Raw genomic sequence first — 26340 nt, 5'->3', positions numbered from 1 at the left:
TTAGACGCGCACCGAACAACCACTACGGGATAGACAGCCCGAAAGACCCGCGATTTCGAACATTTTCGCGCATAAAAGAAAAAACACAGCGTTGACCAGCTGTGCAAACACTGTCACATTTCCCTCACAAGATTGTTGCGGCAGCGTCACCAAGGCCCGTTACGCCCGATGCTGAATCGCAACTCCAATGGGGAGGATACCAATGTCACGAATTTTCACCGCTTCGGCGGTCGCTTTAATTGCGTCGCTATCGGCAGCCCATGCCAAGACCGACATCCAGTGGTGGCACGCCATGGGTGGCGAGCTGGGCGCCAAGCTGGAAGAGATCGCCAAGGGCTTCAACGACAGCCAGGAAGATTTCAATATCGTGCCGTCCTATAAGGGCACCTATCCCGAGACGATGACCGCCGCGATTGCCGCCTTCCGCGCCAAGCAGCAGCCGGCTATCGTGCAGGTTTTCGAGGTCGGCACCGGCACCATGATGGCGGCCGAAGGCGCGATCATCCCGGTCTATCAACTGATGGCCGATCACGGCGAAGGTTTCGACCCCGCGGCCTATATCCCGGCGATCGCGGGCTATTACAGCGATGTTGACGGCAATATGCTGTCGCTGCCGTTCAACAGCTCGACCCCGATCCTCTATTACAACAAGGCCGTGTTCGAGAAGGCCGGTCTTGACCCGGAAACGCCCCCGAAAACCTGGGCCGAGCTTGAAGAATTCTCGAACAAGATCAAGGAATCGGGTGCTGCGAGCTGTGGCTTTACCAGCCAGTGGATCAGCTGGATCCAGACCGAGAATTTCAGCGCTTGGCACAATCAGCCGATCGGCACGCTGGAGAACGGCCTTGGCGGAACCGACGCGCGGCTGTCGCTGAACGGCCCGGTGCAGGTGAAGCACTGGGAGAACATGAAGCGTTGGGCCGATGAAGGCATCTTCAAATATGGCGGCCCTGTCGGCGGCGATGGCTCTGGCCCGCTGTTCTATTCGCAGGAATGCGCGATCCACATGGCCAGCTCGGGCAGCCGTGCGGGTATCGTAGCGAACACCCCGGATTTCGAAGTCGGCTTCGGGATGCTGCCCTATTACGACGATGTCGAGGGCGCGCCGCAGAACTCGATCATCGGCGGTGCGACGCTGTGGGTTCTGTCGGGTCGTTCGGACGAAGAATATGCGGGCGTTGCCAAGTTCTTCGAATACCTCTCGACGCCCGAGGTTCAGGCCGACTGGCACCAGTTCACCGGCTATCTGCCGATCACGCAGGCCGCCTATGAGCTGGGCAAGGAGCAGGGCTATTACGACGCGAACCCCGGCACCGAGGTCAGCATCGAGCAAATCACCCTGAACGAGCCGACCGAAAACTCGAAAGGTCTGCGCTTCGGCAACTATGTCCAGATCCGCGGCATCATCGACGAAGAGTTCGAGCAGCTTCTGTCTGGCTCCAAGGATGCAAAGGGCGCGCTGGATTCGGTGGTCGAGCGTGGCGACGCGCTGCTGGAAGAGTTCCAGGCGCAAAGCCAGTAACCGAAGATCTCGAAGGCCGCGCGACCTGCGCGGCCTTTTTCCCTTCGCTTTTCCATCAGGAAACCGATGAAGCGCACCGCCTTTACCAATCAGTTGTTGCCGTGGCTTTTGTTGGCGCCGCAACTCATCATCACCTTCGTGTTCTTCCTATGGCCTGCCGCGCAGGCCATTCGGCAAAGCTTTCTGCGCGAGGATGCCTTTGGCATCAGCACGCAATTCGTCGGCCTTGCGAACTTCAAGGCACTGACCGGAAGCGCGCAATATCTGAACTCGCTGCAAGTCACGGCGATCTTCGCGATCTGTGTGACGGTGCTGTCGATGGGGGTCGCGCTGCTGATGGCGGTGGCGGTGGACAGGATGATCCGGTCCACCAGCATCTATACGACGCTGCTGGTCTGGCCCTATGCGGTGGCCCCGGCGGTTGCGGGGATCCTGTGGTGGTTCATCTTCAACCCGACCATCGGTATCCTGCCCTATCTGCTGGAAATGGTCGGCTATGACTGGAACCACATGACGTCGAAATCGGACGCCATGATCCTGGTCGTCATTGCCAGCGCCTGGAAGCAGATCAGCTATAATTTCCTGTTCTTCGTGGCGGGGCTTCAGTCGATCCCGGCATCGCTGCGCGAGGCTGCGGCCATCGACGGCGCGGGTCCGGTCCGGCGCTTCTTTGACATCACCTTCCCGCTTTTGTCGCCGACCACGTTCTTCCTGCTGGTCGTCAACATCGTCTATGCCATGTTCGACACCTTCAGCGTCATCGACGCCACCACCGAAGGCGGACCCGCGCAGGCCACCAATATTCTGGTCTACAAGGTCTATTTTGATGGCTTCGTCGGACAGAACATGGGCAGCTCGGCCGCACAGTCGGTGGTTCTGATGCTGATCGTGATCGTGCTGACCGTGGTTCAGTTCCGCTATGTCGAGAAGAAGGTGGCTTACTGATGATCGAGAACCGTCCCGGCCTGGATTTTCTGGCCCATTTGGTGTTGATCCTTGGGGTGGCCATCGTCGCCCTGCCCGTCTGGATCGCCTTCGTCGCCTCGACCCACCCGCCAAGCGCATTCGTCTCGGGGACGATCCCGATGCTGCCCGGCCCCGATCTGATCACGAATTATTCGCGGATGCTGGGTTCGGGCGTGTCCAGCAGCGGCACCCCGCCGGTCAGCACGATGATGATGAACAGCCTGATCATGGCGCTGATGATCGCCATCGGGAAGATCGCCATCTCGATGACCTCGGCCTTCGCGATCGTCTATTTCCGCTTCCCGTTCCGCAATCTTGCCTTCTGGTGCATCTTCATCACGATGATGCTGCCGGTCGAGGTGCGGATCGTGCCGACCTTCAAGGTCGTTGCCGATCTGGGGATGCTGAACAGCTACTGGGGCCTGTCGGTCCCGCTGATCGCATCGGCCACGGCGACCTTCCTGTTCCGGCAGGTCTTCCTGACCATCCCTGACGAGTTGACCGAGGCCGCCCGCATCGACGGCGCAGGCCCGATGAAATTCTTCCGCGACATCCTTCTGCCGTTGTCGCGGACCAATATGGCGGCTCTGTTCGTCATCCTGTTCATCTATGGCTGGAACCAATATCTGTGGCCGCTGCTGGTCACCACCAGCAGCGATTATTACACCATCGTCGCCGGCATCAAGCGGCTGGCCGACGCGGTGGATGGCGTTCCTCAATGGCATCTGGTCATGGCGACGGCCATGCTGGCGATGTTGCCGCCCGTCGCGGTGGTCATCGGCATGCAGCGGTTGTTCGTCAAAGGTCTTGTCGATACGGAGAAGTAAAGTGGCATCGATTACGCTGGAAAATGTCGGCAAGGTCTATACGGGCGGCACCCGTGCCGTAGGCGGCGTCAATATCGACATCGCCGATGGTGAGTTCATCGTGCTGGTCGGCCCTTCGGGCTGCGGAAAATCCACGCTTCTGCGCATGGTCGCAGGGCTGGAATCGATCAGCGAGGGCGAGGTGAAGATCGGCAACCGGGTCGTCAACAACATCGAACCCGCCGACCGCGACATCGCCATGGTGTTTCAGAACTATGCGCTTTATCCGCATATGTCGGTGCGCCAGAATCTTGCCTATGGTCTGAAAAACCGCAACACGCCCAAGCCCGAGATCGAAAAGCGCGTGGCCGAGGCGGCAGAGATCCTTCAGATCGGCCCCTATCTGGACCGCAAGCCCCGCGCCCTATCGGGCGGTCAGCGGCAGCGGGTCGCCATGGGCCGCGCCATCGTCCGCGAACCTGCGGCGTTTCTGTTCGACGAGCCTTTGTCGAACCTTGACGCCAAGCTGCGCGTGACCATGCGGCTGGAGATCAAGGAGCTGCAAAAACGGCTGGGCACCACCTCGCTTTACGTGACCCATGACCAGCTAGAGGCAATGACGCTGGCCGACCGTCTGGTGGTGCTGAGCGCGGGCCAGATCGAACAGATCGGCACCCCGCTTGAGGTTTACCGTAAACCCGCCTCGACCTTCGTGGCGGGCTTTATCGGCAGCCCGGCGATGAACCTGATCGACGCCAAGGCCGTGCCGCATCTGCCCGGCACCGCCCATGCAGGCACCATCGGCATTCGTCCCGAGGATCTGAGCGTGGCCGCCGATGGCCCGATAGAGATCAGCGTCACCGCGGTCGAGGAACTGGGCGCGCAACGGTTGGTTCACGGTCACACCCAAGGCGAGCGGGTCACCGTCGCCCTGCCCTCGGATTCCGAGCTGTCGGACAATCTGCGGCTGGCCTATCGCCCCGGCGCATTGCACCTGTTCCACCGCGAAACCGGCAAACGGATCGACTGAATGGTGTGAACAAAACGGGATATTCCCGTTTTGTTCTCCATACAAATTGTGCTAAAATGAAGCGAGTTTCATTAACGGGATTCGCTTCATGTGCTTTACGCTGAACTGCTCTGACCATCATCCGATCAACTGCATTGTCCCGCCCTATATGCTGCGGGTTCTGGCGCTTCGCGGCGATGCCCGCACGGCCGAGATGGCCAAGACCCTGCTGAAACAGACCGAGAAACTGCGGGACGAGCGCGCCGAATTGAACCGCGCCGGGCTGCCGCCTGCTGAACTGCTGTCCGGCAATTACGCCAGCCGCGCCGTTAGTCCGGCTGAAGATATCTGCTGCTCGGACCGCCGTATCCATGACGGCGAACACAAGGCCGCCCTGCCCGGCAAGCTGATCCGTTCCGAAGGCGATCCGGCAACCGGCATTGCGGACGCCGACACCGCCTATGACGCCGCCGGGCAGGTGTTTTCGATGTATGCCGAGGAATATGGCCGCAATTCGTTGGACGGCGAAGGCATGCCGCTGATCGCCACGGTTCATCACCGGCGCGATTACAACAACGCCTTCTGGAACGGCGACCAGATGGCCTATGGCACCGGCGACGGCAAGATCTTCCAGACCTTCCTTGAGCTTTCGGTGATCGGCCACGAGATGTCGCATGGCGTCATCCAGTTTTCGGGCGGGCTGATCTATGAGAACCAGTCGGGGGCGCTGAATGAAAGCATCGCCGATGTATTCGGCTCACTGGCCCTGCAACGCGCGCTTGCACAAGAGGCGCATGAGGCCGACTGGCTGGTCGGCAAGGGCATCCTTGGGCCGGGGATCAAGGGCGTTGCCCTGCGCAGCATGAAGGCCCCCGGCACCGCCTATGCCGATGATCTGCTGGGGCAGGATCCGCAGCCCTGGCACATGGATGGCTTCGTCTCGACCAGCGATGACAATGGCGGGGTGCATATCAATTCCGGCATTCCGAACCATGCCTTCTATCTGTTCTGCAATTATCTGGGCGGCAAGGCGTGGGAGGTTCCGGGGCGGATTTGGTATCGCGCGCTGCAGACGCTGAACAACCCGATGGCCAGTTTCTCGGACTGGGCGGACCAGACGATGGATGCCGCGATCGAGTTGACCGGACGCGGCAGCATCGAAAGCGTCATGCTGCGCCGTGCATGGAAACTTGTCGGAATCGCGATCTGATCCTACATTCATGGCGGATGCACCATCGGGGGTGGGATCGCCATGATTATCGAGATCGAGACTCAGGGCGGCTTTGGCGGCATCGCCTCGGCCGCGCTGAACAAGACCATCGACGTGGACCAGCAGGCAGAGCCGGTCCGGCAAGAGCTATGCGACGCCTTCGAGCCGGATGAATTGGCGCGGCTGGCAAGCAAACCCTGCGGCGATTGCGCCGACCGGATGACTTACCACATCACCGTGACCGAGGACGGGCACGAAAGCAGCTTCACGCTGCATGAACAGCAATTGCCGCCGGAAATGCTGGATCTGATCGATCAGGTGTGAGGCTTCGGTATTATGCCTGTGGCGTGGCTGGTTGAAAAACCGCCCTGCGGCACCGCGCCGTGAAAGATCGCCTAAAGCCAGTTCTTCCAGCGCAGGAACAGCCACGTCGCCACGACCGAGCCGACCATCAGCCCCAGAGACATCGGATAGCCCCAGGACAGGTGCAGTTCCGGCATGACATCGAAATTCATGCCATAGATGCTGGCGATCAGGGTCGGCGGCAGGAACAGCGCGGCGATCACCGACAGCATACGAACGGTCTTGTTCTGCTCCAGATTAATCAGGCCCAAAGTCGCATCGACCGCCAGACCGACGCGCGAGGACAGGAAGTCGGCATGAACCTCCAGCGCCTGAACGTCGCGGATCTGGCTGCGGACGACCGGGCGCAGTTTCGCCGCATCGGGATATTCGTCGATCATCGCCATGTGGAACGCCAGCATCCGTTCGATGCTGAGCAGGCCAAGACGGACGCGGGCCAGTCCCTCGGCCTCGATTCCCACCTTGCGCAGCCCCTGTTGCAGGCGATCACTGTGGCCCCTGCCCGCGCGGCTTTCGAAGATGTCGGCATTGTTACCATCCAGCACCCGCCCCGAGGCTTCAAGGATATCGGCCAGCCGGGCGATGATTTCCTCGATCAACCCGACGAAAAGCCGGTTCACATTGGTGCAACCAAGGCTGCTGCGCTCGGCCCGTTCGGGGAAGGTCAGGAAGGGCCGGGGCGAGTGGTGGCGCACCGTCACCAGCCGGGTGGCCGAGAGGATGAAGCTGACCGGCATCGCCGCGCGAGAGCCGTCACCCTTATCGCCCGGCAGCACCGCCGTCATGTAATCCAGCCCGTTTTCGCGGTAGAGCCGGTTGGAGATCTCGATTTCCTCCATATCGGCAAGGGTCGGGATCAAGACGCCAAGCTGGGACAGGCGGGCGGTCTCTGACTTGTCGGGGGTGATCATGTCGATCCAGACCGCATCGGTCAGCGGCTGATCCTTGCCCATCATGACGATGCGGCCATCGCGGATCGTATAGGCATACATCATCGGCGAAACCCCGTGGCTGGCGTCACTCTGCCCGGATGAACACGGCCAGATCGGCGACATTGGTGCCGGTTGCGCCGGTAATGACAAGCCCCCTCGCGATCTGAAGCACCGGGCCTGAATCGTTCCGGGCAAGCGACGCGTCCAGATCGACCCCCGCTTCCGCGATCCGGGCCAGCGTCTGCGGCCCGACGACACCGCCCGCCGCCTCGCCCGGCCCATCGCGGCCATCGCTGCCAATCGCGGCAAAGACCCAGTCTCCGGTCAGCCCGGCCTGCTCTGCCGCGCGCGCGAAACGCAAAGCCAGTTCCTGATTGCGCCCGCCCTGCCCGTCGCCCGTCAGCTTGACGGTGGTTTCCCCGCCAAAGACCAGCGCCTGACCGGGTTTTGCCACCTGCGCCGCGCGAACCAGCGCCTGTGCGCAGGCCTCGACATCGCCTGACAGCGCCGTGCCGCCATCAACCGCCCCTGCCTCGATCATCGCCTGAACGCTTTGACCGTTCGAGCCGATCAGAAGATTGCGCGCGGTCGGAAGGCTGCCGCGATCCTCGGGGCGGGTCAGCGCGGTCTGAACGGCAGGCGGCAGGTCGTCCCAAATCCCAAGCGCGCGCGCCATATCCGCCGCCTCGGCAATGGTGCCGATGGGGGCGACGGTCGGGCCAGAGGCGATGACGCGCAGATCGTCGTCCGGCACATCCGACAGGATCAGCGCGGTCACCGGCGCGTGGCTAAGCCGCAGCCAGCCGCCGCCCTTCAGCCGCGACAATGCCTGACGGATCAGGTTGGTCTGGGCGATATCCGCGCCGGATCCCAGAAGCAGCCGGTTCACCTGCTGTTTCTGCGTCAAGCTCACCCCATCGACCGGGGCGGGCAGCATCGCCGAACCTCCGCCAGAGATCAGCGCAAGCACACGATCCTCTGGGCGGGTCTGGCGCAACAATGCCTCTACCCGTTTTGCAGCGGCCTCGCCCGCCGCGTCGGGGACGGGGTGGCCCGAAACCAGTATCTCGGCCCGGTCCAGCGGTGCGTCATTGCCTGCGTTGGTGATGACCAATGCGCGCGCCTTTGGCAGCGCCGACAGGGCCGCCGCAGCCATCGCCCGCGCGGCCTTGCCAAGCGCGATGACATGCCAGTCGCCCTGCCCGGTCGGCGGATCGGCCAGCACCTCGGCCATGGCAGAGGCGGTCGCCTTGGCAGGATCGGCGGCGACGATGCCCTGACGGATCAGGTTCAACGCGCGCTGCGCCAGCGGGTCGGAGGGGGCATCTGTGATCATAACCGGATGCTAGCCATTGCAGGAAAAAAGAAAAGGGTGCCCGAAGGCACCCTTTCCGGTATTTCTGCCTGGCTGAAAATCAGCTTTTGTCGCGGAAATAATCGTCGATTTCACGCTCGGCATCGTTCTTGGCCCAGCCATACTTCTCTTGAAGTTTGCCGGCGAGCTTATCCTTGTTGCCGTCGATCTGGTCCAGTTCGTCGTCGGTCAACTCGCCCCATTTTTCCTTCACGGAACCTTTGACCTGCTTCCATTTACCCTGGATGACATCCCAGTTCATAGCGTCCTCCTTGAAACATATCGTATGAGGAAGAAACGCGCGGGATCTGGCAGAGTTCCTGACTTAACAAATGTCATACCTCACGATCATGCGACCCTGTCGGGCAGATCATCGCTCTTGGCAAAGGCGGTCAAGTTCGACAGCGCGCGCAGCCCCATGGCGGTTCGCGCCTTTTCCGTCGCGGTCCCAAGATGCGGCAGAAGCGAGGCATTGGGCGCGTCGATCAGCGCCTGCGGCACCTGCGGCTCGCGTTCATAGACATCAAGACCGGCACCCGCGATCGTGCCTGCATTCAGCGCATCGATCAGGGCGGCTTCTTCGACCACATCGCCACGGGAGATGTTGACCAGATAACTGCCGGGACCGAGTGCCTTCAGTTCCTCAGCGCCGATCAGATGGCGCGTGCCAGCGCCGCCCGGCACCGCGATCACGGCGACATCGGCGGCCTCAAGCGTCGTGGCAAGGTTGGGCAATGGTCGGGCCGGGAAGTCCAGATCGGTCACTTGCGAGCGGTTATAGAACACCACCTCCATGCCAAAGCCGTGATGGCAGCGGCGGGCGATGGCCTTGCCGATGCGGCCCATTCCGATGATGCCGACAGTCGCGCCGGTGACATGGCCCGACAGGAATTGCGTCGGCTGCCAGCCAGTCCATTCGCCCGCACGGACAACACGCTCGCCCTCGCTGGCGCGGCGCATGGTCATCAGGATCAGGGTCAGCGCGATGTCGGCGGTGGCATCGGTCACCACGTCAGGAGTGTTGGTGACCGCGATGCCAGCGGTCTTTGCGGCCTCGGTATCGATATGATTATAGCCCGCGCCGAAATTGGCGAGGATCTTGCAGCGCAGATCGCCACTGAAGGCCGCCGCCGTGAAGGCATCGCCCAAAGTCGGCATGATCGCATCGTAATCGCGCATCGCCTGTTCGGCCTGATCGGGGGACAGGGGGCCATCGGTGTGGAAGGTCGCGTCGAACGCCTCGGCTATTGCGGCGGTTGCGCGATCCGTCATCGGTCGGGTGACAAGGAGTTTCATCAGTAAAGCCTGCCTCCGTTCGGGACATCCAGATCCGGGCGGATCAGCACGACCTCGCCTTCGGGGTCGGGGACGCCAAGGACCAGCACCTCGGACATGACCGGGCCGATCTGGCGCGGGGGGAAGTTCACCACGCACAGCACCTGCTTGCCGATCAGCGTTTCCGGGTCGTAATGGCGGGTGATCTGGGCCGAGGATTTCTTTTCGCCCAGATCGCCCACATCCAGCCACAGCTTGATCGCGGGCTTGCGCGCCTCGGGGAAGGGTTCAGCGCGGGTGATGGTCGCGACGCGGATATCGACCTTCATGAAATCGTCGAAAGTGATCATTTTGCAGCTTTCCCCAATTCGCGGCCACGTTCGGTCGCGGCGGCGACGGTGCGGGCCATCAGCGGCGGCAGGCCGGTTTCAGGGTCCATCAGCACCTTCAGCCCGGCAGCGGTGGTGCCGCCCGGCGAGGTCACATTCTCGCGCAGCACCCCCGGATCTTCGTCGGCATCGACGGCCAGCGCCCCTGCCCCGGCGACGGTCATCCGCGCCAGTTCCAGCGACAATTCGGGCGACAGGCCCTGCGCTTCGCCGGCCTTGGCCATCGCCTCGATCAGGTGAAAGACATAGGCGGGGCCGCTGCCGGAAAGGCCGGTGACGGCATCCATCTGATCCTCGCTTTCCAGCCGAACGGTGCGGCCCACCGCGCGCATAAGCGTATCGGCAAGGTCGAGCTGTTTCGGCGTCGTCCGGGTGTTACCGATCAGGGCCGAGATACCCTTGCCGATTGCGGCGGGGGTGTTCGGCATGACGCGGACGATGGATTTGCCGGGGAATGTAGCCTCAAAGGTGGCGATGGTGGTGCCCGCCGCGACCGAGACGATCAGCGCATCGCCAAGCTGCGGGATTTCTCCCAAAGCGTCGGCCATCATCTGCGGTTTGACGGCAAGGACCAGAACGGCGGGATCGTCAGGCAGCGAAGCATTGACGCGCAGGCCCTTGTCCTGCCATTCGGGCGCGAGTTTCGGGTCGATCACGGTGACAGCTGAAGGCTCAAGCCCGCGCGCCAGCCAGCCTTTCAGCATCGCCCCGCCCATCCGGCCACAGCCCACCAGCACAAGGCCGCGCGCATTGATATCGTCGAATTCGCTCATCCCGTTCCCCAATCTTGAACCGGCGCCATTGAAGATAAAGGCGCGCCCGGAATCAAGGTGCCGCAGTCATCGCCGGGCCAAGAACGGCCTCTGCTTTCGCTGTCGAGAAATGGTGACGAGCGCGCCTTAGGCCCGCCCGTAAGCCTCACCCAAGGCGATATCCAGCGCGGCTTGTGGCGTGGAGTTGCCCCAGCCGACAAGCTGGAAGGACGGGTAGAACCGCTCGCAGGCGATCAGGGCGTTGCCGATCATCTGGTCGATCTGCTCGGCCGAGGCCACGGCCTCACCCGCCAGCACCAGACCATAGCGCCAGACCATCAGCCGTTGCGGCGCCCAGAAGGTGAAGCCGCCGTCCCAGACCTGATCATTGGCGAGATTGATCGTCTCATAAATCTCGGCCAGACGCTCGGACGGCGGGTCCATGTCGAAGCTGCAGATCAGCCGCAGCACCTCTTCACGGGGGGACCAGGCCAGCGTCAGCGAATAGCTGCGCCACTGCCCGGCCACGACCATCGCGATCTGGTCATCGGCCAGACGGTCGAAATCCCAGTCATGATGTGCGGCCACCGCCTCGACGATGTCGATGGGGTGGATTTCGTCGCTGGCGATGAAATGATCCGTCTGTGCCATGGCTGCATCCTGCCTCTCTTGGGTGCGATTCTGACGCCGCTAGCCCTTGGTCTGCTCACAACACCGAGCATAGGTGCTCAAATGTTCCTACAACATATCGTGGTCGCGAATCCGCTTGGTGTAAAGTGAAAATTCGCTGACGGATTGCGGGTTAACGGCTGTTGGCCTAGCAAAAGGGCAGCGGACACAAGGGTTTGGCGGGTGATGACCGGGCGCGATCACGGCGGAAATATCGACATGGCGGTGGCGCGGTTCGGGGCGGGCGACTGGATCGACCTGTCAACCGGCATCAACCGGCGACCCTGGCCGGTTCAGTCCCTGCCCGATCATGTCTGGCACAGTCTGCCGACAGCGGAAGCGGTGCGGCACCTGACCCAGATCGCAGCCCGCTGGTTCGGCTGCCACCCTGAGCGGGTGCTGCCGGTGGCGGGGGCCTCTGCCGCGATCCAGATGCTGCCGCGACTGTTTCCGGCGGGGCGCGCGGGGGTGATCTGGCCCAGCTACAATGAACATGCGGCCAGCCTTGGCGCAGCGGGGTGGACCGTCAGTGAGGTGGACGCAATCGACGCGATGGCGGGCGCCGATCTGGCCGTGGTGGTAAACCCGAACAACCCGGACGGGCGCCAATGGTCCCCGGCGCGCCTGTACGATCTTGCTGCGAAGGTCGGTCATCTGATCGTCGATGAAAGTTTCGCCGATCCCCGGCCCGACCTGTCGCTTGCCCCGCAGATGCCCGACAATGCCGTGATCCTGCGCAGCTTCGGCAAGTTCTGGGGCCTTGCGGGTTTGCGATTGGGCTTTGTCATTGCCCAGCCCGACATTCTGGCCCGTCTGACCGAGGCAGCGGGCCCTTGGGCCGTCAATGGCCCGGCAATGGCGATAGGGGCGCTGGCGATGGCCGATACGGTCTGGGCGGATGATGCGACGGTCTATCATTCCGAAGCGGGCCTGCGGCTTGATCATCTGGCGATGCGCGGTGGCTGGGTGCAGGCAGGCGGAACGCACCTGTTCCGCCTTTACGATACGCCGAATGCGGAGACGGCACAGAACATGCTGGCCTGCCATCACATCTGGAGCCGCCGCTTCCCCTATTCAGACCGTTGGCTGCGGCTGGGCATTCCGGGCAATGCCGAAGAATGGCAAAGGGTCGCAGCGGCCTTCCGTAGCCTGAGTGAAGATGGTTGAACCAACGATCAGGGCTGGAAAATATCCTCGATCGTCAGATCAAACAGCCGCGCGATCCTGAAAGCCAAGGGCAGGCTGGGATCATAGCGCCCCCGCTCCAGCGCGTTCACTGTTTGGCGCGAAACCTCCAGCGTTTCGGCCAGATGCGCCTGCGACCATCCGCGCTGCTGGCGCAGTTCCTGAATACGGTTGTTCATCTGTAGCGCAGACCACCAAGGGCGACACCACAGCCCCACAAAGCTGCCATCAACGGCCATACTACGAACATCGACAGCCGTGGCAGGCCGACATTCTCCAGAAAGCCATAGCCAAAGGTTACGAGCGCCGTTCCCGCAAAGGCGAAGGCGAAAGCCTCAAGCTGCAACCGGCGCTGCATTTCATCCAACCCTCGAATCACCGAAAGGACGCTGAGGCAGACAGCAATCGCAGGCAGCATCGGCGCAAGCGAGATGATCAGGCGCAGCGAGGGGTCCGCGATACCGCCCGCAAGGATGCGCAATGAGATCACCAGAACAACGGCATAGGCCAGCATTGCAAAAAGGAAGGGCAGGGATTTTCGGGTCATGGGAAGCTCCTTGGATGTCAAGGTTGCTTTACATATACTGCGGGCCATATGTCAAGCATGCTTTACACAAATCAGTTGAGCCGCAGTGCTTTGTCACCGTGCCGTTCTGCGTGGCGGTCCGCACCAAGATATGGCGCGCAGGAAGATTGATCGTTATTTAGGCATTGCGGCATGTTGCCGGGGGTGAAGTAACGAATGGGCTGGTCTGAGGGCTGAATGCGTCCTTGTCTCTGGTCAGGAACAGCAGAACTCACCCGATGCGGGTAGGGAACAGGGCGGAGCGCGAGCATGTCGATCAAGGCCAGTATCTATCACCTCACCCATTACAAATATGACCGCCCGGTGATTCTGGGCCCGCAGATCATCCGCCTGCGCCCGGCGCCACATAGCCGCACCCGCGTCATCTCGCATTCGCTGAAAGTGGCGCCGGAAGGCCATTTCGTGAACCACCAGCAGGATCCCTTCGGCAACTGGCTGGCCCGCTTTGTCTTTCCCGAACCCGTGCGCGAATTGAAGATCGAGGTCGATCTGGTCGCCGATATGACCGTCTATAACCCGTTCGATTTCTTCGTCGAGGAAAGCGCCGAGCATTGGCCCTTCGGCTATACCCCCGAACTGGCCGAGGAACTGGTGCCCTATCGTCAGGCAGATCCCGCCGGGCCGTTGTTGCAGGCGTTCCTTGATACGGTCCCGCGCGACAGAATCCGCACCGTCGATTTCGTGGTGAATCTGAATGCGCGGATTTCCGGCCAGACCGCCTATACGATCCGCATGGAGCCTGGCGTGCAGACGCCCGAGGAAACCCTGTCGCTGGCCAGCGGCTCTTGCCGCGATTCCACATGGTTGCTGGTCAATGCGCTGCGGCATCTGGGCTTTGCGGCGCGGTTCGTGTCGGGCTACCTCATTCAGTTGAAACCCGATCTGAAGGCGCTGGACGGCCCTTCCGGCACCGAGGTCGATTTCACCGATCTGCATGCCTGGGCCGAGGTCTATCTTCCCGGCGCGGGCTGGATCGGTCTTGACCCGACCTCTGGCCTGTTGACCGGCGAAAGCCACATCCCCCTGGCCGCCGCGCCGCATTATCGGTCCTGCGCGCCGATTTCTGGTGTGGCGAGCTTTGCTCAGGTCGATTTCGACTTTGACATGCAGGTGCGTCGTGTGGCCGAACATCCGCGCATCACCAAGCCGTTCAGCGATGACGCATGGGCCGATCTGAACCGGTTGGGCCAGCAGGTCGATGCCGCGCTGGCCGAAGGCGATGTCCGCCTGACCATGGGCGGCGAGCCGACTTTCGTGTCGATCGACGATTTCGAAAGCCCTGAATGGAACACCGATGCCGTTGGCCCGACCAAGCGTCACCGCGCCGATGTGCTGGTCCGCAAGCTGCGCAAACGCTTCGCCCCCAATGGTTTTCTGCATTACGGGCAGGGCAAGTGGTATCCGGGCGAGACGTTGCCGCGCTGGACCTTTTCGCTTTACTGGCGCAAGGACGGGCAGCCGATCTGGCAGAACCCCGATCTGATCGCACAGGAAAGCGACGAGGCCGAGGTGACCCCGCTGCAGGCCCAGGAATTGCTGCGGGAAATGGCGCATGAACTGGGCGTTGATGATGCCAATGTCATGCCCGCCTATGAAGACCCCGCCGAATGGCTGGTCAAGGAAGCGAACCTGCCGCCCAATGTCACGCCCGAGAATTCCAAACTGGAAGACCCCGAGGCGCGCCACCGTATCGCCGCCGTCTTTGATCGCGGGCTGACTACGCCCACCGGCTTTGTGCTGCCGGTGCAAAGCTGGCAGACCAAGGCGGGCCGGACTTGGCATTCCGAATTATGGCAATTGCGGCGCGGCCATGTGTTTCTGGTGCCCGGCGACAGCCCGGTCGGCTATCGCCTGCCGCTCAGCGCGCTGCCTCATCTGCCGCCATCCGTCTATCCCTATATCAACCCCACCGACCCCACGGTCGAGCGTGCTCCGCTGGACCAACCCGGTGCGATATCGCCGGACCGCAGGTCACAGCCGATGGCCAGTTTCGTCGCCTCGGGGCCGGTTCAGAACGTGGTCGAACAGGTGGCACCCACCTCCGACCTGTCGGGCACCGTCCGCACCGCCCTGTCGGTCGAGCCGAAAAATGGCCGCCTTTGCGTCTTCATGCCGCCTGTCCCCACGCTGGAGGAATATCTGGACCTTCTGCGCGCGGTCGAGGCGGCGGCCTTGCGGCTGGATCTCAAGGTCCATGTCGAAGGCTATGCCCCGCCTCAAGACCCGCGGCTGAACGTGATCCGTGTCGCCCCTGATCCCGGCGTGATCGAGGTGAATATTCATCCCGCCGCCAACTGGCAGGACTGTGTCGAGATCACCCAGGGCGTCTATGAGGATGCCCGGCAGTCCCGCCTTGGCGCGGAAAAGTTCATGATCGACGGCAAGCATACCGGCACCGGCGGCGGCAATCATGTCGTGGTCGGCGGCGCGACCACCAATGACAGCCCGTTCCTGCGCCGGCCCGATCTGCTGGCCAGCCTGATCCTGCACTGGAACCGGCATCCGTCGCTGTCCTACCTGTTCTCGGGCCTGTTCATCGGCCCGACCTCTCAGGCGCCGCGTATCGACGAGGCCCGCCACGATTCGCTTTACGAGCTTGAAATCGCGCTGGCGCAGATCCCCTCGCCGGATCGCGGCACGCCGCCGCTGCCGTGGCTGACCGACCGGCTGCTGCGAAATATCCTGACCGATGTAACCGGCAATACCCACCGCGCTGAAATCTGCATCGACAAGATGTATTCCCCGGATGGCCCGACCGGCCGTCTTGGTCTGGTCGAGTTTCGCGGCTTCGAAATGCCGCCCGACGCGCGGATGAGCCTTGCCCAGCAATTGCTGCTGCGCGCCTTGATCGCGCGGTTCTGGAAAACCCCGGCGACTGGCGAGCTGACCCGATGGGGCACGGCGCTGCATGACCGCTTCATGCTGCCGCATTTCGTCTGGGCTGATTTTCTGGACGTGCTGGCCGATCTGCGCCAGCACGGCTTCCCGATGCAGGAGGAATGGTTCAAGGCGCAGGCCGAGTTCCGCTTTCCCTTCTGCGGCGAGGCCGAGTTTGACGGGGTGCATCTGGAACTGCGGCAGGCGCTGGAGCCGTGGCATGTGCTGGGCGAAACCGGGGCCATCGGCGGCACCGTACGCTATACAGACAGCTCGACCGAGCGGTTGCAGGTGAAACTTTCCGCCGCCGATCCGTCGCGCTATCAGGTGCTGTGCAATGGCCGCGCCACGCCGCTGACCGCTATCGGCGCGGGCGAGGCGGTGGCGGGGGTGCGTTTCAAGGCATGGCAGCCGTCATCCGCGCTGCATCCGGTGCTGCCGGTCGATGCGCCGCTGACCTTCGACATCTTCGATACGTGGTCTGGCCGGGCGCTTGGCGGTTGCGTCTATCATGTTGCGCATCCGGGCGGGCGCAATTACGACACTTTCCCGGTCAACGGCAACGAGGCCGAGGCGCGCAGGCTGGCGCGATTCACCGCCAACGGCCATCAGCCGGGCCAGAACCGGATCATTGTGGAAGAGCGGCGGCACCGGGAATTCCCGCTGACGCTGGATCTCAGGCGAGCTGCCGGAGTGTAACGGAATATGGCAGGCGAATTGGCAGAAGGCACGGCAGAGCGGCCATTGCAGGATTACCGTCCCTTGCCCGGCGTGCCGGATGAGATGGTCGATGCCAACGGCAGCGTCCGTCCGCTCTGGTCTCGTCTGGCCGCGCATCTGGCATCGCTGACGCCTGCGGATCTGTCTGACAACCTTGCCCGCGCCGACCGCTATCTGCGCGACAGCGGCGTGTTCTATCGCCAATATGGCAGCGGCATTTCGACCGAGCGGCCCTGGCCGCTAAGCCATGTTCCGATGCTGCTGTCACAGACCGAATGGAACGGCATCGCCGCCGCGCTAAGGCAGCGCGCCGACCTGCTGGAAGCGGTGATGGGCGATCTTTACGGGCCGAATACGCTGGTCGCCTCGGGCCGGCTGCCTGCCGGGATCGTGGCGGGCAATCCCGCTTGGCTGCGCCCAATGGTCGGGGTGCGCCCGCGTTCCGGCCACTATCTGCATTTTCTGGCGTTCGAACTGGGCCGGGGACCGGATGGCGACTGGTGGGTGCTGGCCGACCGGACGCAGGCCCCTTCCGGCGCGGGCTATGCGCTGGAAAACCGGGTGGCGACGGCGCGGGCCTTTGCCGATCTTTACGCCGACGCGAATATTCATCGGCTTGCGGGCTTCTTTCGCGACTTTCGCGATGCGCTGCTGGATTTGCGGACCGATAGCGACGGTCGGGTCGCGATCCTGACCCCCGGCACGCTGAACGAGACCTATTTCGAGCATGCCTATATCGCCCGCTATCTGGGCTTCACGCTGGTCGAGGGTGGCGATCTGGCTGTCGTCAACGACCGGCTGATGATCCGCACCGTGCAAGGGATGATGCCCGCTGATGTGATCTGGCGGCGGCTGGATGCGGATTATGCCGACCCGCTGGAATTGAACCCGGCCTCGCGGATCGGGACGCCGGGCATGGTCGCGGCGCTCAGGGCGGGCTCGGCCAGCATGATCAACAGCCTTGGCGCGGGCATCCTTGAATCGCGCGCCTTCATGGCCTTCCTGCCGCAGCTTGCCCCGGAACTGGTGCGGGCGCCGCTGGCTTTGCCGAATATCGCGACATGGTGGTGCGGCGATCAGGCGGCGCGGGATGCGGTGCTGTCGAACCCGCATAGGATGAGCCTTGGCCCGGCCTTTGCGACCGGCCTGCCCTTTGATCCGGCGAACCAGCAGATCCCGTCCAGCGATCTGACCCCCGAAGAACTGGCCGACATGATCGCGCAGCACGGCAGCAATCTGGTTGCGCAGGAAACAGCGACGCTTTCGACTGCACCGACGCTGGTAAACGGCCTGCTGATGCCGCGCCCGATGACGCTTCGGGTGTTTCTGGCCCGCACATCCGAGGGATGGACCGTGATGCCGGGCGGCTTTGCCCGGATCGGTGCCACGCCCGACCCGTCGGCACTGGCGATGCAGAAGGGCGGCACCGCCGCCGATGTCTGGGTGGTCGGCGACGGCCCGGTGGCCGAGGTCAGCATGCTGCGCAGCACGCATGGCGCGGCCAGTCGCGGCAATCCCGGCGGCCTGCCCGCCCGCGCCGCCGATAACCTGTTCTGGCTGGGTCGCTATATCGAGCGCAGCGAAAGCATCGTCCGGCTGATGCGCGCCTATAACGTCCGGTTGGCCGAGGCTGGTCCGGGCAATGCGGCGCTGCTGGCGGGGATGGCGCCCCTGCTGGAGCCGTTGGGCATCGACCCGGAGAGAGGTATCCCGCCTTCGCTGCTCAGAAACCTTGCGGCGGCGATTGGTACGGCGGGGGCGGTGCGCGACCGCTTTTCCCCGGATGCCTGGTCGGCCTTGCAGGATATCCGCCGCAGCGCCGATGACATGGCGAACCGGGTGACGCCCGGCGATGATGCGGCCAGCGCGCTGAGTGCGCTGCTGCGCAAGCTGGCCGGGATTTCGGGGCTGGTGCATGAGAATATGTATCGCTTCACCGGCTGGCGTTTCCTGTCGATCGGTCGCCTGCACGAAAGGGCGATGAACATCTCGGCCCTGTTGGCGGTTCTGGCCGATCCAGACGCCCCCGAAGGCGCGCTGGAAGTCGCCATCGAGATCGGCGACAGCGTGATGACCCATCGGCGGCGCTTCAGTGTGGCGACCTCGCGCGAGACGGTGATCGACCTGATGGCGCTGGACCCGATGAACCCGCGCGCGTTGCGCCATCAGATCGACCGGCTGCGCGAACAGATCGATGCCCTGCCCGCCGCGAATGAGCTTGGCGCGCTGTCGCCCCTTGCGCGCGAAGTGTTGCGCCTGCATGCCGAGATCGCGACAGCCGATCCGGCGGCGCTGGATTCGGACGCCCTGTGGGAGTTGCGTGGACGGATCGCGGGATTGTCTGATTTGCTGACCGAGAGTTATTTTCACTGATGCTCTACCGGCTGAACCTTTCCATTAATTACAAGTTTCAGCGCCCGGTTGGTGGCGGTCGGCAGCTTCTGCGCATCACCCCCGCCGATCTGCCCGGCCTGCAAGAGGTGCAGCAATGCACCGTCATGGTCACGCCCCCGGCGCTGGAGCGCAGCAATTTCGCCGACTTCTTCGGCACAGAGGTCATTCAACTGGTCCTGCCCGCAGGTCTGCGTGAAGTGCGGTTCGACATGAAGGCGCGGGTATTGCGGCATGCCTCGGCCTCGCTCTTGGATCTGTCATCGCCGATCAGCCGTCTGGCGGATGAAATTCAGGCGGTCACCGATCTTGGACCCAATTCGCCGCACCATTTCCTGCCGCCCTCGCTGCGGATTCCCGTGGACGACCAGATTGCTTCTTACGCTCTCGCAAACTGTCCAAAGGGGGCAACGGCCAATCAGGTGGTTGAGGCTCTGGGCAAGGCCCTGCACCGCGACATGCTGTTTGACGCCGAGGCGACCGAGGTGGACACCCCCGCCGCAGAAGCCTTTGCCGGGCGGCGGGGCGTCTGTCAGGACTTTTCGCAGATCATGATTTCTGCCCTGCGCAGCCTTGGTATTCCGGCGGGCTACGTGTCGGGCTTTCTGCGCACCGTGCCGCCGCCGGGCAAGCCGCGTCTGGAAGGTGCCGATGCCATGCATGCCTGGGTCCGCGCCTGGACCGGGACCGAGGCGGGATGGTGCGAATATGATCCGACCAATGCCTGTTTCGTTTCCGCCGATCATGTGACCATCGGCTATGGCCGCGACTATGCGGATACGGCGCCGATCACCGGATCAATGCGGGTGGATGGCAGCCAGTCCGGGCGGCACAGCGTCGACATCATCGCAGTGGATTGAATCCACGACATTTCAAGGCCCGATCACGCGCGGCTCGCGCTATGGTGTAAACCAAACCGTTCGGTGCGCGCACATCCGCCGGATTGTTCAACAATATCGAACAATGAAACCACAAAATAGCGTCTACTGCCCGATCTGGCCCGCTCTTAGATCAGTCTCGTGAAAGAAAAATGACATTCACGACGAAAACGAAAGAGAGAAGACCATGAAACGCTTTGCTATTGCCCTGACCGCCCTGAGCCTCGTTGCAGGCGCCGCTTCGGCCACCAATTTCGGCGGCACCAACGAAAGCCCCGATCTGCCTGTCCGCAGCTTCGAAGCCGCCAAAACCGTCAGCGTCGATGCTGGTACCGTGATGAGCCCGCGTGAACTGAACCGTGCCGGTCTGAAAGCCGATGCGAAAGTGAAAGTCAGCGATTTCTCGTCCAGCGCTGTGCCCAGCACCTACGAACGCTGATTTGTTTTTCGGCTGCGCCTTGATCTGATCAAGGCCCTGCCGAACCTTTCGGGGTGTGGATCACACCTCCGTCAAACCGCCCCATTCGGGCGGTTTTTGGTTTTTCGCCACTGGCGCCCCATATGCTGACCTGCGACAGGTGATTTCACCCCGGCAGGACGACCTTCGGCATCATGGATATCATTGAACTACGGACCTTTATTGCAATTCTGGACGAAGGCAGTTTTGCCGCCGCCGCCCGGCGGCTGGGCATATCGCGAAGCCTTTCCAGCAAGCATATCTCGGATCTGGAGGAAGAGCTTGGCACCCGCCTGCTGGTCCGCACCACGCGAGAGGTTCACGCCACCGCCGTCGGCGCGGAATTCGGCGAAAATCTGCGTCTCATCCTGGCGCAACTGGACGCCGCGACAGATAATGTGCGGGCCGCTTCGGACAAACCTGCCGGAGTTTTGCGGATCGGATCGCCCGTCGCCTACACGCTCAAAGTGCTACAGCCACATCTGGTGAAGTTCATGGAGCTTTATCCCGGCATCAAGCTGAACCTGACACTGGATGACGGCACCAGCGATCTGGTCAGCGAGGGGTTTGATGCGGTCATTCGCATAGGTTTCCTGAAGGATTCCTCGCTCAGAGCGCGCAAACTGGATTCGGCGCGGATCATGCTGGTTGCTTCCCCCGAATACCTTGAACTCCACGGCACCCCGGTCGAACCGAACGACCTGCTGCATCACGGCTGTCTGCACTATACCAATCTGCGCGGCACAAGCTGGCCGTTGATCCGCGACGGGCAAACATTGCTGCAACGGATCGAGCCGGTATTTTCGTCAAACAACACCGAATTGCTGCACTCGATGGCGGTCAGCGGCAGGGGCATCACCATCCTGCCGGAATTCGTCGCCACCGACGAGATCGCCAAGGGCACGCTGATCCCATTGATGCAGGACTACACAATCCCGAACCTGCCGATCAGCATCGTCTATCCGCCCGGCAAGCTGCTGACGACAGCGATGCGCAGCTTCCTCGACTTCGCGGCGACGCTGAAGCTGGGGTAATCTCGGTCGGACGCTTTATCTTCCGCCACCCATTATCAGCCCGCCTGCTGCAACTCCGCCGCCAGCGCGGTCACGTCGCCCTGATTGCGGGCCAGCAGCGCGGTCACTTCGGCCCTTTCGCTGGCCAGCATGTTCACGCCTTCGATGATGATGTTGAAGAAACGGTCCTGTCCCGACCTGTTCGAGACATGCCATTCGACCTCCATGGGGGCGCGGCCATTCAGATAGGCGACCGAAGTCACCGCAAAGAAACTTTTCAACGGTCGCGCACCAGTCACCTCGATCCGCGAGCCGATGAATTCGCGGAAACGCTTGCCGTATTTGCGGCCGATATAGCCCTGAAACGCCTGTGTATAGGCCGCCAGCACCGACGCATCGGTCTGCCGCGCCGCCGGGCCAAGGGCCGAGCGCGCGATCACATCGACATCGGCGTAACGGACGAAGATATCCTCGAATTGCTCATACATCTGCTCGGGCGGTTGGCCGGCATTGATGACCTGATAGACCTCGCCCAAGGCGGTATCGATCAGCGCATGCGCCTGATCGGAGTCCAGCGCCGCCGCGCGACCAGCAGGCAACAGCGTCAATGCGGCAGCGCCGCCCAGCAGGGTCAGAAAACCCCGGCGATCATTCCTCATAGGGATCGATGACGCCCTCATCTGCCCCGACATCGCTGCCCGCATCTGCATCTGCGTCGGCATAAGGATCGATTTCGGCACGCGTTTCTCCCAGTTCATGGCGGCGGTGCATCAGATAGATCAACCGCGTCTGCGCGTAACTATCCGCGCTGTCCTGCAGAATGCTATCCACCGTATCACCGAATCGCGCGCGTTCACCGGCTTTTGACCCGATTCGCAAGCCCAGGGCGATCATTCGCTCATCCCGGTTCAGCACATGATTGAGCGGATCTATGAAGATATCGACCACACGCCCGGCGGCATCGCGCTGAGTTGATGGACCGATCAGCGGCAGTTCAACATAGGTGCCTTCGGGAATACCCCAGACAGCCAGTGTTTCGCCGAAATCCGTATCCTGCTCGGGCAGGCCGAAGCCTTCGCCTGCGGGATCGAATATGCCTGCGATGCCAATGGTGCTGTTCACGGCAAATCGGAACAAGTTCTTGATCGCAGGCTCTGGCCGACCCTGCAAAACGCTGTTCACGACCTTGCCCGGCAGCGACAGGTTAGAGCCGACATTGATCACCGCATCCCGCGCGCCGATCCGGTCCGACCGCTGCTCTCCACCACCGCCCGAGCGCAACAGATTGCCGACCGGCGCGATCACGTTCCGGTCAACCGACTTGTTGAAGTTGTGAACGCTGCGGTTTTGTGCCTCATACGGATCGTTGACGAGGACGCCATCCTGCATCACAGGTTTCGACGCACAACCCGCCGTCAAGGTCGCAAAGGCAAAGGCCAGCGGCAGGCCGATTTGATAAAGACTTCGCAAAGGACTCTCTAACCTTTTCGATATAGAGCGAAACAGGACCGTTCGGATCATGAAAGCAATGGCGCTAAGGGGCATAAAGGCGGTATTGCCGCACGGCAAGGGTGCATCCAGTTGTGAAGGCCGGGGGCAAGATGCCCGCCAAGACGGGGACAATGTATAATGAGTAGAGCGCCGGTCGCACTCAGCGGCAGCAAGGAATTGAAGAAGGCACGCTCCGTCGGGACGCCGCTGTTCATCGCGGTCGGAATTTTTTCGGCCGTGGTCAACCTGTTGATGCTGACCGGCCCGATCTTCATGCTGCAGGTCTATGACCGGGTTCTGGGGTCGCGTTCGGTTGAAACGCTGACGGCCTTGTTCCTTCTGGTCATGTTCCTGTTCCTGCTGATGGGCATCGTCGATCTGATCCGCAGCCGGGTGATGCAGCGGGTCGCCACGCGCTTTCAGGACCGGATGGAGGGTCGCGTTTTCGAGGCTGCGCTGCGCGAAGGCGCGGTCAGCGGCGATGAATCCGCCGCCGCGGCCAGTGGCATGCGCGATCTGGATTCGGTTCAGCGGCTGCTGGGATCGCCGGTCTTTCTGGCGATCTTCGATCTGCCATGGGCCCCGGTCTTTCTGGCCTTCGTTTATATCTTCCACCCGCTTCTGGGCGTGGTCGCGACGATTGGCGGTGCGATTCTGGTCATCTCGACCATCATCAACCGCAGCATGACCAAAAGCCCGTTGCAGCAATCCAACGCCTCCGCCGCGCAGGCGCAGCGGATGGCCGACCTTTATCGTGACGAGGGCGAGGTGATCGGCGCGCTTGGCATGCGTAGCGCCACCTATACCCGCTGGCGCAAGGCCAGAAGCGAGGCGCAGACCCATGCGGTCAAGGGTGCCGATGTCTCGTCCGGCTTCACCGTCTTCTCGAAAAGCTTCCGCCTGTTCCTGCAAAGCGCATTGCTGGCCACCGGCGCATGGCTGGTGCTGAAACAGGAAGTTACCCCGGGCGCGATGATCGCCAGCTCGATCATGATGGGCCGGGCGCTGCAGCCGATCGAGCAATTGGTCGGCGGCTGGCCGATGGTGCAGGGCGCGCAGGATGCATGGGACCGGCTGGCGCGGTTGCTGTCGCGTCACCCGGCGCAGCCCAGCATGACCCCGCTGCCCCGCCCCGACGCGCAGATCGAAGGGCGTCAGCTAAGTGTTGCGCCTCCGGGCCAGAACGTCGCCATCCTTCGCGGCGTCAGCTTTGCCGTTGGACCGGGTCAGGCGCTTGGCGTGATCGGGCCGTCCGGTGCAGGCAAATCGACGCTGGCCCGCGCGCTGATCGGTGCGTGGCCCGTGGTTGGCGGTTCGCTGCGGCTTGGCGGGGCGACGCTGGATCAATACGATCCAGACGTTCTGGGCGCGCTGATCGGCTATCTGCCGCAAAAGGTGACGCTGTTCGACGGCACCATCGCCGAAAACATCGCCCGACTTGCCCCCGAACCAGACCCCGAACGGGTCGTGCGTGCGGCCAAGGCCGCGGCGGCACATCAGATGATCCTTGATCTGCCGAACGGTTACGACACCCGCATCACCCAAAGCACCGACCGGCTGTCGGGCGGGCAGATTCAGCGGATCGGGCTGGCACGGGCGCTGTATCCCGATCCGGTGTTGCTGGTTCTGGACGAGCCGAACTCGAACCTCGACAATCAGGGGTCCGAGGCGCTGAACATGGCGATCCGCCGGATCAAGGCGCAGAACGGTGTGGTCGTCATCATGGCGCACCGCCCCGCCGCCATCAACGAATGCGAATTGCTGCTGGTCATGGAACAGGGCATGCGGCGCGCCTTCGGGCCGCGCGACAAGGTGCTGCAAGAGATGGTGCAGAACTCGGCCCAGATCATGAAGGCGCAGGAAGCCGGGCGCACGGGAGGTGTGTCATGAGCGATGACAAGAACAAACCGGGCGAAAAACCCGACGCGACCGGCAACACGGCAGGTCAGGATGGACCCGATCAGCAGCGCCCCACCGCAGGTCGCGCGCAATCGGGTATTCTCTCCAGCCGTATCGGCCCGCCGATCACTTCTCCGCGCAATGATCCCGCAGCGACCGAGCAGCCGCGTCCGCAGGGGCCGACCGCGCCTGCGACCAGCAGCGGTCGGGTGACGCCATCCGATCCTGTCGATCCGCCCTCGCCGCCGCCGCCGCCCAAGCCGATCGCGCCGCCCGACCCGAATCGCTGGTCCGTGCGCGGTCCGATGTTGGCCGGTCTGGTGGCGATGCTAGTCCTGTTCAGCGGCTTCGGCCTCTGGGCCACCCAAAGCCGGATCGCCGGTGCGGTCGTCGCCTCGGGTCAGGTCGAGGTCGAGCAGCAGCGCCAGGTGGTGCAGCATCCCGATGGCGGCGTCGTGCAGGAGATCGCAGTCAAGGACGGCGACAAGGTCGAAGCGGGGCAGTTGCTGATCCAGTTGGACGGCACGATGCTGCGGACGGAACTCGCCATCGTCGAGGGGCAGTATTTCGAAATCCTTGCACGTCGGGGCCGTCTTGAGGCCGAGCGCAGCGATTCGCATGTTCTGAACTTCCCCGAAGAGCTTGAACGGACCGCGAAGGCCAATCCTACCGTCGCCGAACTGGTTCAGGGTCAAAGCAGCCTGTTCGAGACGCGCCGCGATACGTTGCGGCAATCGGTCGAGCAGCTTGAGAAGCAATCCGATCAGGTCCAGCAGCAGGTCGAGGGGATCGACGCCCAGATTGCGGCCTTGGCGACGCAGCGCGAATTGATCGGCGAGGAACTGACCGACCAGCAAAGCCTGCTGGATCGCGGGCTGGCGCAGGCATCCCGCGTTCTGGCGCTGCAACGCGAGGCTGCACGGATGGACGGTCAGCTTGGCGAATTGCAGGCAAACCGTGCTGCCTCGGAATCGCGTCAGACAGAGTTGGACATTCAGCGGCTGCGGCTTGGCTCGGAACGGCGCGAGCAGGCCGAGACAGAGCTGCGCGACCTTGGCTATCGCGAACTTGAACTGGCCGAGCGTCGGCGGGGCTTAAGCGAACAGATCAACCGTCTGGACATCACCGCCCCTGTCGCAGGCATCGTCTATAACATGCAGGTCACCACGCCGCGTTCGGTCATTCGGCCTGCGGACCCCCTGCTTTACATCATCCCGCAGGACCGGCCGCTGGTCATCGGTGCGCGTCTGCCGGTGATCCATGTGGACGAGGTGCAGATTGGTCAGCCGGTGGTGCTGCGTTTCTCAGCCTTCTCATCGCGGACGACGCCAGAGATCGACGGCGCTCTTGTGCGAATTTCGGCGGATGCGCTGGTCGATGAGGCCACGCGGACCTCTTACTACCGCGCGGAAGTCACCATTCCGCCGGAGCAACTGGCGAAACTTGGCGATCTTGCCCTGATCCCGGGCATGCCGGTCGAGGTTTATGTGCAGACCGGAGAACGCAGTCCGCTGGCATATCTGATGAAGCCGTTGACCGACTATTTCAGCCGGGCGTTCCGCGACAACTGATAAAGCCGGGGGCGCTGCCCCCGGA

General features: G+C 62.7%; 25 protein-coding genes. 14 read left to right on the top strand and 11 right to left on the bottom strand.

All coding sequences use genetic code 11. The features are described 5' to 3' along the window. The first annotated feature begins 202 nt into the window (after window positions 1–202). The 6 genes from ugpB to JJJ17_RS11680 all read left to right on the top strand — a co-directional run bounded on the left by ugpB (window position 203) and on the right by JJJ17_RS11680 (window position 5837). The gene (ugpB, locus tag JJJ17_RS11705; RefSeq protein WP_200686562.1) at window positions 203–1522 is read left to right on the top strand and encodes a sn-glycerol-3-phosphate ABC transporter substrate-binding protein UgpB; all 1320 of its coding nucleotides are present in this window, start codon (window positions 203–205) and stop codon (window positions 1520–1522) included. Between the two features lie 66 nt (window positions 1523–1588). Continuing rightward, on the top strand, window positions 1589–2467 hold the full coding sequence (gene ugpA / locus JJJ17_RS11700) for a sn-glycerol-3-phosphate ABC transporter permease UgpA (protein WP_200686560.1): 879 nt from the start codon (window positions 1589–1591) through the stop codon (window positions 2465–2467). Beyond that, entirely contained in the window at window positions 2467–3315 is an 849-nt protein-coding gene (gene ugpE, locus JJJ17_RS11695) for a sn-glycerol-3-phosphate ABC transporter permease UgpE (RefSeq protein WP_200686558.1), read from the top strand. Before ugpA ends, ugpE begins: the two co-directional genes overlap by 1 nt. A 1-nt stretch (window position 3316) precedes the next feature. Beyond that, window positions 3317–4324, top strand: coding sequence for a sn-glycerol-3-phosphate import ATP-binding protein UgpC (locus tag JJJ17_RS11690; RefSeq protein WP_200686556.1), 1008 nt, complete (start codon window positions 3317–3319; stop codon window positions 4322–4324). 88 nt (window positions 4325–4412) lie between these two features. After that, window positions 4413–5513, top strand: coding sequence for a M4 family metallopeptidase (locus tag JJJ17_RS11685; RefSeq protein ID WP_200686554.1), 1101 nt, complete (start codon window positions 4413–4415; stop codon window positions 5511–5513). A 42-nt stretch (window positions 5514–5555) separates the two neighbouring features. After that, entirely contained in the window at window positions 5556–5837 is a 282-nt protein-coding gene (locus JJJ17_RS11680; RefSeq protein ID WP_200686552.1) for a protealysin inhibitor emfourin, read from the top strand. 71 nt (window positions 5838–5908) lie between these two features. Here JJJ17_RS11680 and JJJ17_RS11675 read toward each other — a convergent pair whose 3' ends face one another. The 7 genes from JJJ17_RS11675 to JJJ17_RS11645 form a co-directional block, all read right to left on the bottom strand. Next, window positions 5909–6871 carry a magnesium transporter CorA family protein gene (locus JJJ17_RS11675; protein ID WP_200686550.1) on the bottom strand — a complete coding sequence of 321 codons (963 nt, stop codon included), beginning with the start codon at window positions 6869–6871 and terminating at the stop codon, window positions 5909–5911. 22 nt (window positions 6872–6893) lie between these two features. After that, the gene (locus JJJ17_RS11670; protein WP_200686548.1) at window positions 6894–8144 is read right to left on the bottom strand and encodes a glycerate kinase type-2 family protein; all 1251 of its coding nucleotides are present in this window, start codon (window positions 8142–8144) and stop codon (window positions 6894–6896) included. A gap of 79 nt (window positions 8145–8223) precedes the next feature. Beyond that, a complete protein-coding gene (locus JJJ17_RS11665; RefSeq protein ID WP_200686546.1) occupies window positions 8224–8424 on the bottom strand; it encodes a CsbD family protein in 201 nt (66 codons plus the stop codon). 86 nt (window positions 8425–8510) lie between these two features. Continuing rightward, complete coding sequence (locus JJJ17_RS11660; protein ID WP_200686544.1) at window positions 8511–9458, bottom strand: 2-hydroxyacid dehydrogenase; 948 nt, start codon at window positions 9456–9458, stop codon at window positions 8511–8513. Further along, window positions 9458–9787 carry a tRNA-binding protein gene (locus JJJ17_RS11655; RefSeq protein ID WP_200686542.1) on the bottom strand — a complete coding sequence of 110 codons (330 nt, stop codon included), beginning with the start codon at window positions 9785–9787 and terminating at the stop codon, window positions 9458–9460. Before JJJ17_RS11655 ends, JJJ17_RS11660 begins: the two co-directional genes overlap by 1 nt. Continuing rightward, a complete protein-coding gene (gene proC, locus JJJ17_RS11650) occupies window positions 9784–10599 on the bottom strand; it encodes a pyrroline-5-carboxylate reductase (protein ID WP_200686540.1) in 816 nt (271 codons plus the stop codon). Before proC ends, JJJ17_RS11655 begins: the two co-directional genes overlap by 4 nt. Before the next feature lie 126 nt (window positions 10600–10725). Beyond that, entirely contained in the window at window positions 10726–11229 is a 504-nt protein-coding gene (locus JJJ17_RS11645; protein WP_200686538.1) for a type III secretion system chaperone family protein, read from the bottom strand. Between the two features lie 204 nt (window positions 11230–11433). Here JJJ17_RS11645 and cobD point away from each other — a divergent pair, with 204 nt between their 5' ends. Beyond that, window positions 11434–12414 (top strand): threonine-phosphate decarboxylase CobD, encoded by a 981-nt coding sequence (gene cobD, locus JJJ17_RS11640; protein WP_200686536.1) that lies wholly within the window; start codon window positions 11434–11436, stop codon window positions 12412–12414. An 8-nt stretch (window positions 12415–12422) separates the two neighbouring features. On the opposite strand, the gene JJJ17_RS11635 is transcribed toward cobD, so the two are convergent. Together JJJ17_RS11635 and JJJ17_RS11630 are read right to left on the bottom strand one after the other, a co-directional pair. After that, window positions 12423–12611 (bottom strand): helix-turn-helix transcriptional regulator, encoded by a 189-nt coding sequence (locus tag JJJ17_RS11635; RefSeq protein ID WP_200686534.1) that lies wholly within the window; start codon window positions 12609–12611, stop codon window positions 12423–12425. Continuing rightward, window positions 12608–12979: a hypothetical protein gene (locus JJJ17_RS11630; protein ID WP_200686532.1), complete on the bottom strand. Its 372-nt coding sequence runs from the start codon at window positions 12977–12979 to the stop codon at window positions 12608–12610. Before JJJ17_RS11630 ends, JJJ17_RS11635 begins: the two co-directional genes overlap by 4 nt. Window positions 12980–13267: 288 nt before the next feature. Here JJJ17_RS11630 and JJJ17_RS11625 point away from each other — a divergent pair, with 288 nt between their 5' ends. From JJJ17_RS11625 to JJJ17_RS11605, 5 genes are all read left to right on the top strand, one after another. Then, window positions 13268–16594, top strand: coding sequence for a transglutaminase family protein (locus JJJ17_RS11625; protein ID WP_200686530.1), 3327 nt, complete (start codon window positions 13268–13270; stop codon window positions 16592–16594). A gap of 6 nt (window positions 16595–16600) precedes the next feature. Further along, window positions 16601–18988, top strand: coding sequence for a circularly permuted type 2 ATP-grasp protein (locus tag JJJ17_RS11620; protein ID WP_200686528.1), 2388 nt, complete (start codon window positions 16601–16603; stop codon window positions 18986–18988). After that, window positions 18988–19866 (top strand): transglutaminase family protein, encoded by an 879-nt coding sequence (locus tag JJJ17_RS11615; protein WP_200686526.1) that lies wholly within the window; start codon window positions 18988–18990, stop codon window positions 19864–19866. Before JJJ17_RS11620 ends, JJJ17_RS11615 begins: the two co-directional genes overlap by 1 nt. A gap of 205 nt (window positions 19867–20071) precedes the next feature. Beyond that, window positions 20072–20323 carry a hypothetical protein gene (locus JJJ17_RS11610; protein WP_200686524.1) on the top strand — a complete coding sequence of 84 codons (252 nt, stop codon included), beginning with the start codon at window positions 20072–20074 and terminating at the stop codon, window positions 20321–20323. A 173-nt stretch (window positions 20324–20496) separates the two neighbouring features. Further along, on the top strand, window positions 20497–21375 hold the full coding sequence (locus JJJ17_RS11605) for a LysR family transcriptional regulator (protein ID WP_200686522.1): 879 nt from the start codon (window positions 20497–20499) through the stop codon (window positions 21373–21375). A gap of 35 nt (window positions 21376–21410) precedes the next feature. On the opposite strand, the gene JJJ17_RS11600 is transcribed toward JJJ17_RS11605, so the two are convergent. Next, window positions 21411–22013: an MlaC/ttg2D family ABC transporter substrate-binding protein gene (locus JJJ17_RS11600; RefSeq protein WP_200686520.1), complete on the bottom strand. Its 603-nt coding sequence runs from the start codon at window positions 22011–22013 to the stop codon at window positions 21411–21413. After that, window positions 22003–22824 carry an MlaA family lipoprotein gene (locus tag JJJ17_RS11595; RefSeq protein WP_234464040.1) on the bottom strand — a complete coding sequence of 274 codons (822 nt, stop codon included), beginning with the start codon at window positions 22822–22824 and terminating at the stop codon, window positions 22003–22005. Before JJJ17_RS11595 ends, JJJ17_RS11600 begins: the two co-directional genes overlap by 11 nt. A gap of 159 nt (window positions 22825–22983) precedes the next feature. Here JJJ17_RS11595 and JJJ17_RS11590 point away from each other — a divergent pair, with 159 nt between their 5' ends. Both JJJ17_RS11590 and JJJ17_RS11585 read left to right on the top strand, forming a co-directional pair. Further along, window positions 22984–24735 carry a type I secretion system permease/ATPase gene (locus JJJ17_RS11590; protein ID WP_200686518.1) on the top strand — a complete coding sequence of 584 codons (1752 nt, stop codon included), beginning with the start codon at window positions 22984–22986 and terminating at the stop codon, window positions 24733–24735. Between the two features lie 314 nt (window positions 24736–25049). Continuing rightward, window positions 25050–26315 (top strand): HlyD family type I secretion periplasmic adaptor subunit, encoded by a 1266-nt coding sequence (locus tag JJJ17_RS11585; protein ID WP_234464063.1) that lies wholly within the window; start codon window positions 25050–25052, stop codon window positions 26313–26315. Window positions 26316–26340 lie beyond the last annotated feature (25 nt).

Origin of the sequence: Paracoccus caeni (genome assembly GCF_016629665.1) — a bacterium.
GTDB classification, from domain to species: domain Bacteria; phylum Pseudomonadota; class Alphaproteobacteria; order Rhodobacterales; family Rhodobacteraceae; genus Paracoccus; species Paracoccus caeni.
The sequence above is the reverse complement of the archived record's forward strand: the minus strand, read 5'-3'. Positions and strand labels throughout refer to the sequence as shown.

Excerpts from the sequence above, each read along its gene's own strand:
- ugpB (WP_200686562.1), top strand. The coding sequence starts at position 203 with ATGTCACGAATTTTCACCGCTTCGGCGGTCGCTTTAATTGCGTCGCTA.
- JJJ17_RS11670 (WP_200686548.1), bottom strand. The coding sequence starts at position 8,144 with ATGATCACAGATGCCCCCTCCGACCCGCTGGCGCAGCGCGCGTTGAAC.
- ugpE (WP_200686558.1), top strand. The coding sequence starts at position 2,467 with ATGATCGAGAACCGTCCCGGCCTGGATTTTCTGGCCCATTTGGTGTTG.
- JJJ17_RS11685 (WP_200686554.1), top strand. The coding sequence starts at position 4,413 with ATGTGCTTTACGCTGAACTGCTCTGACCATCATCCGATCAACTGCATT.
- JJJ17_RS11610 (WP_200686524.1), top strand. The coding sequence starts at position 20,072 with ATGAAACGCTTTGCTATTGCCCTGACCGCCCTGAGCCTCGTTGCAGGC.
- JJJ17_RS11655 (WP_200686542.1), bottom strand. The coding sequence starts at position 9,787 with ATGATCACTTTCGACGATTTCATGAAGGTCGATATCCGCGTCGCGACC.
- JJJ17_RS11605 (WP_200686522.1), top strand. The coding sequence starts at position 20,497 with ATGGATATCATTGAACTACGGACCTTTATTGCAATTCTGGACGAAGGC.
- JJJ17_RS11660 (WP_200686544.1), bottom strand. The coding sequence starts at position 9,458 with ATGAAACTCCTTGTCACCCGACCGATGACGGATCGCGCAACCGCCGCA.
- ugpA (WP_200686560.1), top strand. The coding sequence starts at position 1,589 with ATGAAGCGCACCGCCTTTACCAATCAGTTGTTGCCGTGGCTTTTGTTG.
- JJJ17_RS11645 (WP_200686538.1), bottom strand. The coding sequence starts at position 11,229 with ATGGCACAGACGGATCATTTCATCGCCAGCGACGAAATCCACCCCATC.
- cobD (WP_200686536.1), top strand. The coding sequence starts at position 11,434 with ATGACCGGGCGCGATCACGGCGGAAATATCGACATGGCGGTGGCGCGG.
- JJJ17_RS11585 (WP_234464063.1), top strand. The coding sequence starts at position 25,050 with ATGTTGGCCGGTCTGGTGGCGATGCTAGTCCTGTTCAGCGGCTTCGGC.
- JJJ17_RS11680 (WP_200686552.1), top strand. The coding sequence starts at position 5,556 with ATGATTATCGAGATCGAGACTCAGGGCGGCTTTGGCGGCATCGCCTCG.
- proC (WP_200686540.1), bottom strand. The coding sequence starts at position 10,599 with ATGAGCGAATTCGACGATATCAATGCGCGCGGCCTTGTGCTGGTGGGC.
- JJJ17_RS11630 (WP_200686532.1), bottom strand. The coding sequence starts at position 12,979 with ATGACCCGAAAATCCCTGCCCTTCCTTTTTGCAATGCTGGCCTATGCC.
- JJJ17_RS11675 (WP_200686550.1), bottom strand. The coding sequence starts at position 6,871 with ATGATGTATGCCTATACGATCCGCGATGGCCGCATCGTCATGATGGGC.
- JJJ17_RS11600 (WP_200686520.1), bottom strand. The coding sequence starts at position 22,013 with ATGAGGAATGATCGCCGGGGTTTTCTGACCCTGCTGGGCGGCGCTGCC.
- JJJ17_RS11635 (WP_200686534.1), bottom strand. The coding sequence starts at position 12,611 with ATGAACAACCGTATTCAGGAACTGCGCCAGCAGCGCGGATGGTCGCAG.
- JJJ17_RS11620 (WP_200686528.1), top strand. The coding sequence starts at position 16,601 with ATGGCAGGCGAATTGGCAGAAGGCACGGCAGAGCGGCCATTGCAGGAT.
- JJJ17_RS11665 (WP_200686546.1), bottom strand. The coding sequence starts at position 8,424 with ATGAACTGGGATGTCATCCAGGGTAAATGGAAGCAGGTCAAAGGTTCC.
- JJJ17_RS11590 (WP_200686518.1), top strand. The coding sequence starts at position 22,984 with ATGAGTAGAGCGCCGGTCGCACTCAGCGGCAGCAAGGAATTGAAGAAG.
- JJJ17_RS11615 (WP_200686526.1), top strand. The coding sequence starts at position 18,988 with ATGCTCTACCGGCTGAACCTTTCCATTAATTACAAGTTTCAGCGCCCG.
- JJJ17_RS11625 (WP_200686530.1), top strand. The coding sequence starts at position 13,268 with ATGTCGATCAAGGCCAGTATCTATCACCTCACCCATTACAAATATGAC.